Source organism: Brevibacillus ginsengisoli (genome assembly GCF_050113715.1).
GTDB classification, from domain to species: Bacteria; Bacillota; Bacilli; order Brevibacillales; family Brevibacillaceae; genus Brevibacillus_H; species Brevibacillus_H ginsengisoli.
Window position 1 is genome coordinate 661,951 of the sequence record NZ_JBNJQR010000001.1, and the last position, 15,296, is coordinate 677,246.

13 protein-coding genes are annotated in these 15,296 nt (G+C 46.6%); 10 read left to right on the top strand and 3 right to left on the bottom strand.

The window, feature by feature from the left end:
• Positions 1–10 precede the first annotated feature (10 nt).
• The 4 genes from ACQCN2_RS03250 to ACQCN2_RS03265 all read left to right on the top strand — a co-directional run bounded on the left by ACQCN2_RS03250 (position 11) and on the right by ACQCN2_RS03265 (position 4,790).
• Positions 11–988: an ABC transporter ATP-binding protein gene (locus ACQCN2_RS03250; protein WP_426927446.1), complete on the top strand. Its 978-nt coding sequence runs from the start codon at positions 11–13 to the stop codon at positions 986–988.
• Positions 989–1,090: 102 nt separating this feature from the next.
• The gene (locus ACQCN2_RS03255) at positions 1,091–2,740 is read left to right on the top strand and encodes an ABC transporter substrate-binding protein (RefSeq protein ID WP_426927447.1); all 1,650 of its coding nucleotides are present in this window, start codon (positions 1,091–1,093) and stop codon (positions 2,738–2,740) included.
• 130 nt (positions 2,741–2,870) lie between these two features.
• The gene (locus ACQCN2_RS03260) at positions 2,871–3,875 is read left to right on the top strand and encodes an ABC transporter permease (protein ID WP_426927448.1); all 1,005 of its coding nucleotides are present in this window, start codon (positions 2,871–2,873) and stop codon (positions 3,873–3,875) included.
• 15 nt (positions 3,876–3,890) lie between these two features.
• Positions 3,891–4,790, top strand: a complete 900-nt coding sequence (locus ACQCN2_RS03265; protein ID WP_426927449.1) for an ABC transporter permease — start codon at positions 3,891–3,893, stop codon at positions 4,788–4,790.
• Positions 4,791–4,845: 55 nt separating this feature from the next.
• Here the strand turns inward: ACQCN2_RS03265 and ACQCN2_RS03270 are convergent, their stop codons facing one another.
• Positions 4,846–5,646, bottom strand: coding sequence for an alpha/beta fold hydrolase (locus tag ACQCN2_RS03270; RefSeq protein ID WP_426927450.1), 801 nt, complete (start codon positions 5,644–5,646; stop codon positions 4,846–4,848).
• Between the two features lie 136 nt (positions 5,647–5,782).
• On the opposite strand from ACQCN2_RS03270, the gene ACQCN2_RS03275 reads away from it, so the two are divergent.
• Positions 5,783–6,874, top strand: a complete 1,092-nt coding sequence (locus ACQCN2_RS03275; protein ID WP_426927451.1) for a M24 family metallopeptidase — start codon at positions 5,783–5,785, stop codon at positions 6,872–6,874.
• Positions 6,875–7,051: 177 nt separating this feature from the next.
• On the opposite strand, the gene ACQCN2_RS03280 is transcribed toward ACQCN2_RS03275, so the two are convergent.
• Entirely contained in the window at positions 7,052–7,138 is an 87-nt protein-coding gene (locus tag ACQCN2_RS03280) for a putative holin-like toxin (RefSeq protein ID WP_426927518.1), read from the bottom strand.
• A gap of 233 nt (positions 7,139–7,371) precedes the next feature.
• Entirely contained in the window at positions 7,372–8,043 is a 672-nt protein-coding gene (locus tag ACQCN2_RS03285) for a VOC family protein (protein ID WP_426927452.1), read from the bottom strand.
• Between the two features lie 314 nt (positions 8,044–8,357).
• Here ACQCN2_RS03285 and lepA point away from each other — a divergent pair, with 314 nt between their 5' ends.
• The 5 genes from lepA (at position 8,358) to dnaK (ending at position 15,142) form a co-directional block, all read left to right on the top strand.
• The gene (gene lepA / locus ACQCN2_RS03290) at positions 8,358–10,175 is read left to right on the top strand and encodes a translation elongation factor 4 (RefSeq protein WP_426927453.1); all 1,818 of its coding nucleotides are present in this window, start codon (positions 8,358–8,360) and stop codon (positions 10,173–10,175) included.
• 123 nt (positions 10,176–10,298) lie between these two features.
• The gene (gene hemW / locus ACQCN2_RS03295) at positions 10,299–11,444 is read left to right on the top strand and encodes a radical SAM family heme chaperone HemW (protein WP_426927454.1); all 1,146 of its coding nucleotides are present in this window, start codon (positions 10,299–10,301) and stop codon (positions 11,442–11,444) included.
• A 141-nt stretch (positions 11,445–11,585) separates the two neighbouring features.
• Complete coding sequence (gene hrcA / locus ACQCN2_RS03300) at positions 11,586–12,614, top strand: heat-inducible transcriptional repressor HrcA (RefSeq protein ID WP_426927455.1); 1,029 nt, start codon at positions 11,586–11,588, stop codon at positions 12,612–12,614.
• Positions 12,615–12,713: 99 nt separating this feature from the next.
• Positions 12,714–13,268 carry a nucleotide exchange factor GrpE gene (grpE, locus tag ACQCN2_RS03305; protein ID WP_426927456.1) on the top strand — a complete coding sequence of 185 codons (555 nt, stop codon included), beginning with the start codon at positions 12,714–12,716 and terminating at the stop codon, positions 13,266–13,268.
• Between the two features lie 38 nt (positions 13,269–13,306).
• Positions 13,307–15,142 (top strand): molecular chaperone DnaK, encoded by a 1,836-nt coding sequence (dnaK, locus tag ACQCN2_RS03310; RefSeq protein WP_426927457.1) that lies wholly within the window; start codon positions 13,307–13,309, stop codon positions 15,140–15,142.
• Positions 15,143–15,296 lie beyond the last annotated feature (154 nt).

Genomic DNA, 15,296 nt, shown 5'->3' on the forward strand with positions numbered 1-15,296 from the left:
GGAGAGGAGCATGCGCGTGGCTAGGGAGCTATTAAAAGTTAAGAATCTTAAGAAATATTACGCCATCACAGGCGGTTTACTTGCCCGTGAAATTAGCAAAGTAAAAGCGGTTGATGATATTTCCTTCACACTTCACGAGGGTGAAACATTAGGATTGGTGGGAGAGAGCGGTTGCGGCAAATCGACAACGGGTCGTTCCATTCTGCGATTGATCGAACCTACGGAAGGCGAAATCTATTTTCAAGATAAGAATCTGATGGAGCTTGGCAAAAACAGCTTGCGGGAAATGCGACGGGATATGCAAATCGTTTTTCAGGACCCGTTTGCTTCTCTTAATCCCAGACATAATGTAGAAAAGATTCTGGAAGAGCCACTAATCGTCCATGGTCTCGGTAGTTCCAAAGAAAGAGTGAAACGAGTTCATAAAATGCTCGAAGTGGTAGGCTTATCCAGCTATCATGCCAAACGCTATCCGCATCAGTTTAGTGGAGGACAGCGTCAACGGATCGGAATTGCCCGTGCGCTGATGACCAATCCCAAGCTAATCGTAGCGGATGAACCAGTCTCAGCATTGGACGTGTCCATTCAATCCCAAGTGCTCAATCTTATGCAGGATCTGCAAAAGGAATTCCATCTTACCTACCTCTTTATTGCTCATGATCTGAGCGTAGTGAAGCATATAAGTGATCGAGTGGGCGTCATGTATTTGGGGCGTATCGTCGAGATTGCTGACAAAGACTCGCTATATGAAAATCCACAACATCCCTATACGCAGGCCTTATTATCTGCGGCTCCTAATCCAGACCCAGACTGGAAGCAAGAACGCATTATTCTGCAAGGAGATGTGCCGAGCCCAGCTAATCCTCCATCAGGCTGTACATTTCATACTCGCTGTGCTCACGTAATGGATATCTGCCGAAGTGTGAAACCCGAATTACTAAGCTCGGACGAAAATCACGCTGTGGCATGTCATCTTTACAAGCAATAAAGCGCATGGAACTTCAACCATCGTGAAGGGGGGATGTTTGGAGCGAGATACATATCCAATTTCACTGGCAATCGTTATTAATGAATAAGGGGGAATTCGTGAATGAAAAAGAAGCAAATGCTTGGAACGGCACTTACAGGTGCAATAACGGCATCCATGATTGTAACCGGTTGCAGCTCTCAACCAGCTTCCAAACCAGCTGATAATGCAGCCCAAACTCAACCAACCACAACCGATGCGAACAAAGGCGGTAAAACGTTAATCTTTGCTCGTGGTGGAGACGCTGTAACACTGGATGCTATTGCAGCGACAGACGGTGAATCTTTTAGAGTTACCGACAATATTCTTGAGACTCTCGTCAATTACAAACCAGGCTCGACAGAAGTAGTACCAGGTTTGGCTGAGAAATGGGAAGTAACACCTGATGGCAAAACCTACACCTTCCACCTTCGTCAAGGCGTGAAGTTCACAGATGGAACAGACTTTGACGCTGAAGCAGTTGTATTCAACTTTGAACGCTGGATGGACCCAAGCAATCCATTGCACTTAAAAGATCAATTCTCTTATTTTTCTGACATGTTTGGGGGATTCAAAGGCAGCAAAGATCTTGTCATCGAATCTGTGAAAGCAGTTGACAAACAAACCGTTGAATTCAAGTTGACTCACGCGCAAGCTCCTTTCATTAACAACTTGGGTATGACTTGCTTCGGTATCGCTTCTCCTAAAGCGTTGAAAGAGGAAAAAGAAAAATTCGGTGAACACCCAGTTGGTACAGGACCATTTATTTTCAAAGAATGGAAACGTGAAGATACCATTACAGTGGAGAAAAATCCAAACTACTGGCAACAAGGCTTGCCGAAGCTGGATAAAGTAATCTTCAAAGTAATTCCTGATAACACAGCTCGTCTGACTGCACTTAAATCTGGTGAAGTTGACATAATCGAAGGCTTCAATCCAGATGACGTGCAATCTGTAAAAGACAGTCCTGATCTGCAATTGATCCTTCGTCCATCCATGAACGTCGGCTATCTTGGGTTTAACAATGAGAAGAAGCCGTTCGACAATCCAAAAGTTCGTGAAGCATTAGGTCATGCCATCAACAAACCAGCATTGATCCAAGCGTTCTACGGCGGCTTGGCCCAACCAGCGACAAACATGTTGGCGCCAAAAGTATGGGGTTACAACGACAGCATCACCGATCGTGATTACAACCTCGACAAGGCCAAGCAATTGCTTGCTGAAGCGGGATATCCGAATGGTTTTGAAGTTGAATTCATGGCGATGCCGGTAAGCCGTCCATACATGCCTAGCGCACAAAAAACGGCGGAAGCGATCCAACAGGACTTCAATAAAATCGGTGTTAAAACCAAAATTATCACGTTTGAGTGGGCAACTTACCTTAGCAAATTGAAAAAAGGTGAGTCTCAAATGTTCTTGATTGGTTGGACTGGCGACAATGGAGATCCAGACAACTTCCTTGCTACCTTGCTTGACAAAAACACCATTGGCAGCAATAACTACACCCGCTATGCAAGCGAAGATGTTCACAAGCTGTTAATGGCAGCCCAAACCGAAACCGACCAAGCAAAACGTACTGAGTTGTACAAAAAAGCGCAAGAGTTGATTTTCAAAGATGCGCCAGCGATTCCATTGGTTCACTCTAATCAAGCAATCGCAGCTTCCAAGAAAGTAAGTGGTTTTGTTCCTTCTCCAACTGGAACAGAAAGCATGGATGTAGTTGACATGCAGTAATAAAACTGAACATTTACGAATTGAGATAGGGTAAGGGGAGCTCCTCTTCTTACCCTACCCATTCGTATCTTATGCTTTCCTTCATTGTTTCGCGTAAGTTCTATTTGAATGAGAAAGTGAGGCGTTCGTCTTGCTAGCCTACACCATGCGTCGGTTATTTATGCTCATCCCGGTACTTATAGGAATGTCTATCGTCGTTTTCTCTATTATTCACGCTATCCCTGGAGATCCGGCGCAAATGATTTTGGGAGAAAAAGCGAGTAAAGCGTCAGTTATGGCTTTACGTGCTCAATTGGGGTTGGACAACCCGTTGTATGTACAATATTTTGATTTTTGCAAACAGATTTTATCTGGTGACTTGGGCCAGTCCTTGTTAACCAAGGCGCCGATCTCATCGGAAATCCCACGATATCTGGCTGCTACAGCAGAACTGACGATTGTCAGTATGTTGATTGCCGTGTTCGTTGGTGTGAATGCAGGGATACTCTCTGCGTGGAAACAGAATTCATGGTTTGACTTTATGGCCATGTTGATTGCCTTGATAGGGGTATCTATACCAGTTTTCTGGCTTGGTTTGATGGAGCAATGGTATTTTGCTCAGGAGCTGAAGTGGCTTCCTACTGTTGGTCGTGACAATCCGCGTGATCCGGTCGATGCCATCACGCACTTCTATATACTGGATACCATGTTAGCTGGACGTTGGGATCAGCTGACGGATGTCATCAAACACTTGATCCTTCCAGGTATCGCATTGGGAACAATTCCAATGGCCATAATTGCCCGTATTACGCGCTCCAGTATGTTGGAGGTAATGCGTTCTGATTACATGCGTACGGCTCGCGCCAAAGGTCTTGGCAATTTCTTTGTCATTTACAAGCATGCGCTGAAAAATGCCTTTATCCCAGTATTAACGGTTATTGGATTACAGACAGGACTCTTGTTGGGTGGGGCGATCTTAACGGAGACAATCTTCGGATGGCCGGGGGTCGGACGATATATTTATACGGCAATTGGAAACCGCGATTATCCGGTCATTCAGTCAGGGATCCTGGTCATTGCCACACTCTTCGTCTGTATTAATTTGATTGTAGACTTGCTGTACGCGTACATTGATCCGCGAATTAAATATCGCTAGGAGGAGGCACGAGAAATGGCAGAAATGACACCTACTGTACAAAATGTAACCATTCCTGAGAAGACTGAAAAAGTCTCCTCTCCTTGGCGAGATGCGATGAGGATCTTGTTTCGCAACAAGTTTGCGATTACTGGAATGGTTATCATTCTGTTCTTTATTATTATCGCAGTTCTGGCGCCCGTGATTACCCATTACCAATACGATGCGGGGGAATTGGTGAATCGCAACAAAGCGCCATCTGCTGAGCATGTGTTTGGAACAGACTACAATGGTCGGGATATGCTGACCCGGATTGTATACGGAGCCCGAATCTCCTTATGGGTTGGGACATTCTCGGTGTTAGGCTCAATTGTGGCTGGAACCTTACTCGGACTTGTTGCGGGATATTATGGACGGTGGGCGGATCAGCTGATTTCCCGAATTTTTGATATCATGCTGGCATTCCCTAGTATTTTGCTGGCGATTGCCATTGTTTCCATCTTAGGTCCGTCTCTTCAGAATGCCTTGCTGGCGATTGCGATCATTAACGTTCCGACATTTGGGCGACTGGTTCGTTCCAGGGTACTCAGCTTAAAGGAAGAAGAATTCATTACCGCCGCGAGAGCGATGGGAATGAAGGATTCCCGCATTTTGCTGAGGCACATTCTGCCTAATAGCCTTGCACCGGTGATAGTGACAGGAACCATGAGTGTAGCTACCGCCATTATCGAAGCGGCTGCACTAGGCTTCCTAGGATTGGGTGCACAAGCGCCTGAGCCGGAATGGGGTAAAATGCTGGCGGATTCACGTGAATATATCCAAAAAGCGCCGTGGACTGTAATCTTCCCGGGTCTGTCTATCATGTTGACGGTATTAGGGTTCAACCTCATTGGGGATGGCTTGCGAGATGCCCTCGACCCACGAATGAAAAACTAATCAGGAATGCAAGCAGGCGAGGAATACATCAGAGCCGATTGCAAAGGAGCCCTGCTCAAACGAAGACAGGGCTCTTTGCGTTTGAGATAGCGTGTGACTGGACGAACGGACGAAGGAGCTCGTGCAATTGTTCCGCTCCTTTGGTAACTACCTGGTGGCTAATGTCAGGAATGAAGTGCAGAAAGGAATGATTCAATCCCTGATGTAGCTGTTTGGCGTAAGTGTGCATGGGCTCATCGTTGCCGCCATAGATGAGCAGTACGGGTGTTTTTATCTGATGTAACTGTTGTGAGCAGTTATAATGATGACCGGTGACATATAATTCATGTAGAGTGTGGGGATCGGTTCGACGCATGTGTTCGATCCACTTCTGTTGTTCATGTTCATCGGAGAGGTGAGAGGAACTGATTGTTCTGGCGAGAACCCCGACGGCACCCATCTGTGAGAGAGCTTGAGCCGTAAGATACCGAGTGTGCAGGAATAATGTGTTCACTTCCGAATATCCGCTGACCAGAATGGCGGAACTTACTTTATGGGGATAACGAAGCAGATATTCCAAGGCTAGCGAGGCTCCTTGTGAGTAGCCACAGAGTGTGAATTGATCTAGCTCCAATTGCTCAACCAGATAATCAATAAGTTGAGCCAATGATTCGGTACAGAGTTTCCCTTTTATTGGGGAGCTTCCGCCATGTCCAGGCAGATCGGGAATGATTAAGCGAAAATCTTGGGCTAATGGGGCCTGGTATTGGAAGTTCACATGACCGATGCATGGCGCATGGATGAATAGGAGAGCATGGCCTGTCCCCTGATCAATATACTCAAGGATGGATTGATCAGGTAAAAGAATCTGATTCATAATGTCACCTCATCTCTAGGGTTGCATACCGGGGGCGAAAACTTGCATGCTCCCTTCTCTTTTTTTACGGAAGATGATATTCTCGGCATGTGGTGCAAATCAACTCAATATCTTATAGAGGGATAGGTGAATACATATGAACATGACGCGTATCGACAAACTACATACCTTTATGGAACAGAATCAACTGGATGCTATTTTGATCACACTCCCTAAGCACGTTTACTATCTAACCCACTTCCATAGCGATCCGCATGAGCGTTTCATGGGCTTGGTACTAGTCCGTGGGGAGGCGCCGGTATTGATCGTGCCAGCGCTTGACAGGGAAGCGGCAGCCGAAGCGACTGGAATGCAGAACATCCTTACGCATACGGATACCCAGAACGCTTATGAAGTGCTGAAGCAAGCCTTACCGGTCTCTTTGGTACGAATGGGACTGGAGAAAAGTCATTTTACCTTGACACGTTTTGAAGCCATGCAAGAAGTCATTCACGCGTCTGAATACATCGATATAGATGAACCGCTGAAACAAATGCGGATGATCAAGACCTCGGATGAAGTGCTACGAATGAAGCGAGCGGTTCAAGTAGTGGAGGATGTCCTGCGTGCAGGGCTAAAGAAAGTGCAAGCAGGTGTCACTGAGGTTGAGATCGTTGCCGAGCTGGAATACCAGATGAAGAAGCTGGGGGCGGAATCACCTGCGTTTACAACGATTGTATTGGCGGGAGAGAAAGGCGCATTGCCGCACGGTCATGCCGGTAGCCGCAAGATCCAGGCCGGAGAGCTTCTGCTGTTTGATTTAGGGGTTTATGTGGATGGTTATGCCTCAGATATTACCCGTACCTTCGCGGTGGGTGAAGTGAATGGCAAGCTCAAAGAAATTTACGAAACAGTACTAGCGGGTAACCTTGCAGGTATTGATGCGGTTCGTCCAGGTGTTACATTAGCGAGTGTCGATCGAGCTGCACGCGACGTCATCGCTGCCAGAGGTTATGGTGAATACTTTATTCACCGATTGGGTCACGGATTGGGTATTGACGTGCACGAGTATCCTTCTGTACATGAACAGAATCAAGACATGTTGCAAGCGGGAATGGTCTTCACCATTGAACCTGGCGTGTATATCCCAGGTTTAGCGGGGGTAAGAATAGAAGATGATGTGATTGTGACGGAGAATGGTGTAGAAGTTTTGACAACGTTCCCGAAAGAACTAACTGTCATCGGATAGATGGTAGCATTTTCCACTAGTATTTGTTAGAATACAGAAGGGGAAATGACATCACTAAGTAAGAAGGACCGCAAGTGCGGGAACACCTGCGGCCCTGTACAATAGACGTCCCCTCATAGGGGCGGCTCCATAAAGCACTGAGGAGTAGATCACCGAGTTGTTGGGCTCAAGGGTGATCTACTTCTTTTTGTTTGAGAAGGACAGAATCGTCACAACGAGCGATGCGAAGGAAATCATCAGCGTCAATGCTTGGAATACTGTCATGGCCTCACCCCCTTTCGTGTGGGGATGAGCCGATCACCCTTGAGGAGCTGTTCTATTGTACAACTTTCATTATATCAGGTAATTTTTGGGAAAAACAGGTTGGTTACAGTTAAAAACGTAATAAATATCCAAAGTACTGTATTTCACTTCTAATGAACCAGCTCCTAGGCAATTAGGCATACACAAACGAAACCAGGAAGGCAAATGACCTTCCTGGTTTCGTTATCTACCGATTATTCAGGTTTGATGGTCGGTTGATCAAACAACAGCCCTTGTGGTTCCAAATAGCCAAATGAATAATCATCCGCTGCTTCAATGCGTAGAGATGCATTGGCGAGTGGGAACACGGCAGCGTGAGTGTTCGGATAATTCACGATCATTGGGCCGATTCTGAGGATTCTCTCTAATAAATTCACGTCGGCGGTTAGCGTTGTGGAACGAATAATAGCCGCATGCGGGAATCCAACAGGTGATTGGCGCGGCTTGTCGTATTGAATGAACCAAGGCAAGTGCGGATAGCTGCCCACCATTTTAAACGAAACCGTCTGGCCGCTTGGGTCTACTACACGCTGTACTGGAATTTCCTGAACTGGATAATCTTCTGCTTGTAATGCTGAGATGACATAGTCCAAATCGTCTGTTTCCAAAACGAGTGTATGAAAGCCGTCGCCTTGTTCGGTGAGGAATTGCTTCAAAGCCTGTCCGCCCTCTGTAGTTAAGACCGCTTGTTCATCCTCGATAAAGGCTATTTCCAGAAATCCTCCGCCAGTGAAGGGATAAATTCGCGTCGCTACTCCAGGGTATGAGGTACCTGATGCTACTTCGGAGTACCCACGATCTTTAAGAGATTGTTTGACTTCCTCTGGACGGGAAGTTACGTATACAAGACGGTCCAGTTGAAACAATTGAATCGCTCCTTTAGTCGGGCTCTTAGAGTTTTGATCATTATAAACAATCTAGCATATCTTGGGAGGAGAAGCATCCTTTTTTGATGAATACCATTGCTGGTTGATCAGGCATTCATGCTTTGTTATACTGTAATCTAGCGCACTTTTTCGAAAGATCAATCGGATTGAACGGATGCTTCGACTCTAAGTGCAACCATTACGTTGGAATCACAGGGTTTTCAATACGTATTGTTGCCCCCTCGATGAGACAGAATGGTTTAGTCGGGTGGGACATTCTATATTGTCCACTTTTTGTGGGAGGGAATAATATCATGGATCGTCGTGAAAGACAGAAAAAAATTCGTAACTTCTCTATTATCGCGCATATTGACCACGGGAAATCAACGCTTGCCGACCGCATTCTTGAGTTGACCGGCGCTTTGACCGCGCGTGAGATGGAAGCGCAATTCCTTGACACCATGGATTTGGAAAAGGAACGCGGAATCACTATCAAATTGAATGCGGTTCAACTGAATTACAAAGCAAAAGACGGTGAGGAATATATTCTTCATTTGATCGACACGCCAGGGCACGTAGACTTCACATATGAGGTGTCACGTAGCTTGGCGGCCTGTGAGGGTGCATTGTTGGTCGTGGATGCGGCTCAAGGAATTGAAGCGCAGACGCTCGCCAACGTATACCTTGCGTTGGATAACAACTTGGAAATCATCCCGATCATTAACAAGATTGACTTGCCAAGCGCAGAGCCTGAGCGCGTCAAGCAAGAAGTGGAAGATGTAATCGGATTGGACGCAAGCGATGCGTGTCTGACTTCCGCTAAAGCGGGAATTGGCATTCAGGATGTACTGGAGGCTGTTGTCCAAAAGGTTCCGGCTCCAGAAGGCGATCCGGACGCACCTCTTCAAGCATTGATATTTGACTCGTACTTCGATTCCTACCGCGGCGTAATCGCATCTGTTAGAATTGTGAACGGCACACTTCGCAAAGGTATGAAAATCAAAATGATGGCCACCAACTCTACTTATGAAGTAACCGAGATTGGTACATCAAGACCTCGTCAGACGCCAGTGGATGAGCTGACTGTAGGGGACGTAGGCTATGTAGCAGCTTCTATCAAGACTGTTGGGGACACTCGTGTGGGGGATACCATCACGGAAGCCAGCCGTCCGGCTGCTGAACCATTGCCTGGTTACCGCAAAATCAATCCAATGGTATTCTGCGGTTTGTATCCGATTGATACCAGTGAATACAACGACCTTCGCGACGCGTTGGAAAAACTTCAACTGAACGATGCCTCGTTGCAGTTTGAGCCAGAGACCTCCCAAGCGTTGGGCTTTGGTTTCCGTTGCGGCTTCTTGGGACTTCTTCATATGGAGATCATCCAGGAGCGCATCGAGCGTGAATTTAATATTGATTTGATCACCACCGCACCAAGCGTAATCTATCGCGTTACGCAAACAAACGGTGAAATGATCGAGATAGACAACCCTTCCAAAATGCCAGAGGTTCAAAAGATCGAAATGATCGAGGAACCATACGTAACGGCTACGGTGATGGTACCGAAAGATTACGTGGGTGACGTCATGCAGCTTTGCCAAGGCAAACGCGGAGATTTCATCGACATGCAATACCTTGGAGAGAATCGCGTCCAGCTAAAATACGACATGCCGCTTTCCGAGATCGTCTATGACTTCTTCGATCTGTTGAAATCAGGCACACGCGGATACGCTTCCTTCGATTACGAAATGGCCGGCTACAAGGCGTCCAAGCTTGTGAAAATGGACATCCTGCTTAATGCCGAAGTGGTTGACGCTCTCTCCTTCATCGTACACAAAGACACGGCTTATGGGCGTGGTAAAGTGATTTGTGAGAAGCTGAAGGAACTCATTCCACGTCAACAATTCGAGGTGCCAATTCAGGCAGCAATCGGACAAAAAGTTGTTGCTCGTGAAACGATCAGCGCGATGCGTAAAAACGTGCTTGCCAAGTGTTATGGCGGGGATATTTCCCGTAAACGCAAACTCTTGGAGAAGCAAAAAGAAGGCAAAAAGCGGATGAAAGCCGTTGGTTCCGTCGAAGTTCCTCAAGAGGCATTCATGGCGGTTCTACGCATGGATGAAAAGAAATAAGTACTCAAGCGACCTGACGTCCTCTCGTCAGGTCGTCTGTTTAGTAGGGCATCATCGGTTCTGATCCGATTTGACTGACTCGATGCATGTATGACAATTCTTTGCAAGCAAGGAGGGGAAAACATGCCCCCTAAGTCCGTTTACCTGCATATTCCATTCTGTACGAATAAATGTTATTACTGTGATTTCAACTCGTTCGTCACCAGCAATCCACAAATCGTCTGGGATTATCTTGACGCTTTGCGCAAAGAGATGACGAGAACTTTTGAAGAGACACCGCCCGATGAAATCAACACGATCTTTGTCGGGGGAGGAACCCCTTCCTATTTGGAACTCGACCAGATGCGATACTTTCTGGAATCGGTGGAACAACATCTTGGGAAACATTTCTCAAGCAAGCTGGAATTCACCATGGAAGCCAACCCAGGGACAACTGATCTGGAGAAGCTGAAGCTGATGCGCTCCTTTGGGGTGAACAGATTAAGCTTTGGCGTCCAATCGTTTGATGACGAGCTGCTGAAAAAGATTGGACGAATCCACGATGTGCCTACGGTTTACCAGAGTATTGACAATGCGGTGGCTGCAGGCTTCGATAATATCTCGGTTGATTTGATGTTTGGGCTACCGAACCAAAGCTTGGAACAATTCAACACCTCCATCGAGAAAGCGATGCAGCTACCGCTCACTCATATTTCCAGCTACGGTCTGAAGGTGGAAGAAAACACCCTGTTTCACACCCTTTATCAAAAGGGTAAGCTGCCTCTGCCAGAAGAGGAGACCGAGCTTGAGATGTATCTGCTTCTGATCGAGAAGCTGGCACAGCATGGTTTTGAGCAGTATGAAGTGAGTAATTTTGCCAAAGCGGGGATGGAAAGCAAGCATAACTGCACCTACTGGCTGAACAATGACTACTATGGATTAGGCGCTGGTGCGCATGGTTATGTAGGAGGAATGCGTCACGTCAACGCAGGCCCGCTGGCCAAATATGTCGAGCTTGCTCAAGAGAATCTTCCGCGTGTAGAAGAGTTTGCTGTTCCTTTGAATGAAGCGATGGAAGATCAGATGATTCTGGGACTGCGACTCATTCAGGGTGTTGATCTTGCTAGATTCGCGAAACGCTTTGGTCGTACGATGGAGCAAGAGTTTGGGGAGATCGTGGAAGAGGAGATCGTCAAAGGAATGCTGGAGATCCATGATGGCTTCCTACGTCTGACGAAAAAAGCGCTACCGCTTGGCAATGAGGTTTTTGCAAGGTTTCTACGTGGATAAAAGTTGGAGTTTCTTCCGTAGGTAAAAAACGACAGATTTTTCGCCAAGATAAGTTGACAAATGAATCGCCACTTGATAATTTTATTATAGACTTTAGCACTCAACCATGAAGAGTGCTAACAAGGGGAGGCGAAAGTAATTATGTTGTCAGAGCGTCAACGTTTGATTCTCAATGCGATTGTCGATAATTACATTCATTCGGCCGAACCTGTTGGCTCTCGTACGCTTTCGAAACGGGAGGATGTTGGATTCAGTTCAGCGACGATTCGCAATGAGATGTCTGATTTGGAGGAACTGGGTTTTTTGGAACAGCCGCATACATCTGCTGGACGGGTTCCTTCTACCAAAGGTTATCGCTTTTATGTCGATAATCTTATGCTGCCAAGTAATCTGAATCAGGTTGAGTTGACGAATTTGAAGTCAATTTTTGCTGACCGGATTACGCGCTTCGAACAAGTGATCGAGCATACAGCAGCGATTCTTTCTCAGATGACGAATTATACGTCGATTGCGCTGGGGCCAGAGATTTTTGAACATCGTTTGAAGCACATCCAGATCATTCCGATCAATGAGCAACAAGCCGTAGCGATTATTGTGACGAATACGGGTCGTGTTGAGAACAAGGTATTTAATCTGCCTGCCGAAATTGGCGGGTCGGAAATTGAAAAGCTGGTCAATATATTAAACAGCAAGCTACAAGATGTACCATTATGGCAGCTTCGCCAGCATCTATATCAGGAAGTTGCGATTGAAATGCGACGACATGTTGAGCAGTACGAAGAGATGCTGTTTATGATTGAACAGACCTTTAGCAATGAAGCGGCAGACCGCGTTTTCATGCGTGGCGCAACCAAGATCCTGAACCAACCGGAGTTTCGAGATGTCGAGAAGGTAAAAGACGTCTTGGAGCTTTTGGAACAGAACGATCAGCTGGTGAATCTGTTTAATCACTCGGATTCTGGGTTGACGATTCGGATCGGGCAGGAAAATGATGCGGATGCGATGAAGAATTGCAGTATTATTACCACTTCCTATTATTTGGATGGTAAGCCAGTTGGAGCGATTGGGATTTTGGGGCCGACTCGAATGGAGTACGGCAAAGTGATTTCTGTCCTTGACTATCTGGCACAGGGGTTGTCACACATCTTGACCGACCAGTTCAAGCGATAGAGCGCCAAAGCTCGTTTCGTTACATGAATGACGCAATGTGGCGGGAATACTCACCCGCTTACATATAGAAGGATTGTTGTAAGGTAGGAGGTTATCCGCTTGACAGAAGATAAATCCACGACATGGCAAGATGAAGAAGTAAATGAATCAAGCAATGAAGCTGAAGGAACGACCACTCAGGAAGAGGCACATGTTGCCGATGCGCTGAGTGAAGCAGAACATTGGAAAGCACAAGCTGAAGAAAACCACAACCGTTATTTGCGTACAATGGCTGACATGGAAAACTTGCGTCGCCGTGTCCGTAAAGAACAAGAGGATTTGGCGAAATACGCTTCTATTAAAGTGATTGAGAACCTGTTGCCAGCCCTCGATAACTTCGAGCGCGCGCTTGCCGTTGACAAAGAAACCTTGACGGTGGAATCTTTGCTGCAAGGCGTGAACATGGTCTATCGCCAAATGGTGCAAGTGTTTGATCAAGAAGGCTTGCAACCAATTGAAGCGCAAGGCGCTCCGTTTGATCCGCACAAGCATCAAGCGGTTATGCAAGCACAAGACCCGAATTATGAATCGGGAATTGTTGTGGAAGAGCTGCAAAAAGGGTATCAGTTCAAAGACCGTGTAGTTCGTCCAGCAATGGTTAAAGTAAATTCTTAAACTAATAGATGTGCATTGATTGAGGAGGAAAATAAACGATGAGTCGTGTAATTGGTATTGACCTTGGAACCACTAACTCTTGTGTAGCCGTAATGGAAGGCGGAGAGCCAGTCGTAATCCCTAACCCGGAAGGCAACCGTACAACCCCTTCAGTTGTGGCGTTCAAAAATGGCGAGCGCATTGTCGGTGAAGCGGCAAAACGTCAGGCGATCACGAATCCTGACAACACGGTTATCTCCATCAAACGTTGGATGGGAACCAATCATAAAGAAACCTTGGAAGGCAAAGAGTACACGCCACAAGAAGTTTCCGCGATGATTCTTCAAAAGCTCAAATCGGATGCTGAAGCATATCTTGGCCAACCTGTAACGCAAGCCGTTATTACTGTGCCTGCTTACTTCAATGACTCTCAGCGCCAAGCAACCAAAGATGCTGGTAAAATCGCCGGTCTTGAAGTACTTCGAATCGTGAACGAGCCAACTGCGGCTGCGCTTGCGTACGGTATGGAGAAAAACGAAGATCAAACCGTTCTTGTTTATGACTTGGGCGGCGGTACGTTCGACGTATCCATCCTTGAGCTTTCTGAAGGATTCTTCGAAGTAAAAGCGACTTCCGGTGACAACAAACTGGGTGGAGACGACTTCGACCAAGTAATCATCAACTACCTGGTAGACGAGTTCAAAAAGGAAAACGGCATTGACTTGTCCAAAGACCGCATGGCGCTGCAACGTTTGAAAGACGCGGCAGAAAAAGCGAAAAAAGACTTGTCTGGCGTACTGACTTCCACGATTTCTCTTCCATTTATCACTGCAGACGCTACAGGTCCAAAACACTTGGAATTGAACCTGTCTCGCGCGAAGTTTGAAGAGCTCTCTGCTCATTTGGTTGAGCGTACAATGGGACCAACTCGTCAAGCATTGCAAGACTCCGGTCTTTCTGTAGACAAGATTGACCGCGTTATCCTTGTTGGTGGATCTACTCGTATCCCTGCTGTTCAAGAAGCGATCAAGAAATTCTTGGGCAAAGAGCCGCACAAAGGCGTTAACCCAGACGAAGTAGTAGCTTTGGGTGCCGCTGTTCAAGCGGGTGTACTCACTGGTGACGTAAAAGACGTCGTTCTTCTGGACGTAACTCCACTCTCCTTGGGTATCGAAACAATGGGTGGCGTATTCACCAAGCTGATCGATCGCAACACGACGATCCCAACTAGCAAATCTCAAGTATTCTCTACTGCGGCAGATAATCAAACTTCTGTTGAGATTCACGTGTTGCAAGGGGAGCGCCCAATGGCGGCGGACAACAAAACACTGGGTCGTTTCCAATTGGCTGAAATCCCGCCAGCACCACGCGGTATCCCGCAAATCGAAGTATCCTTTGACCTCGATGCGAACGGTATCGTGAACGTACGCGCCAAAGACTTGGGAACAGGCAAAGAGCAACGCATCACGATCACGTCCAACTCCGGTTTGAACGATGATGAGATCAACCGCATGGTAAAAGATGCGGAACTGAATGCGGAAGCAGACAAACAACGTAAAGAAGCAGTTGAAATCCGCAACCAAGCTGACCAAATGGTGTTCCAAACCGAGAAAACCATGAAAGATCTGGAAGGCAAAGTGGATCAAGCTGAAATCGATAAAGCGAACGAAGCCAAAGATCGCGTGAAAAAAGCGCTCGAAGGCACAGACACAGAAGAAATCAAAAAAGCTACGGAAGCATTGACTGAGATTGTGCAACAGCTTTCTGTTAAACTGTATGAGCAAGCGGCACAAGCGCAACAAGCAGCCGAGCAAGCTCAAGGTGGAGCAGGAACTGACGCTCCAAAAGACAATGTTGTAGACGCTGACTATGAAGTAGTCGACGACAAGAAATAAACGACGTTATTCACATAAGTCACAGGAAGAAGAGTCAAAGTCAGAGTATCGATGGCTTTGACTTTTTTTCTAATGAACGCAGGTTTTGAAATCAGTTGATGATCTGTCAAATGCAAACGGGCAGGTTCACACATTGATGCGACTTGACAGGCAT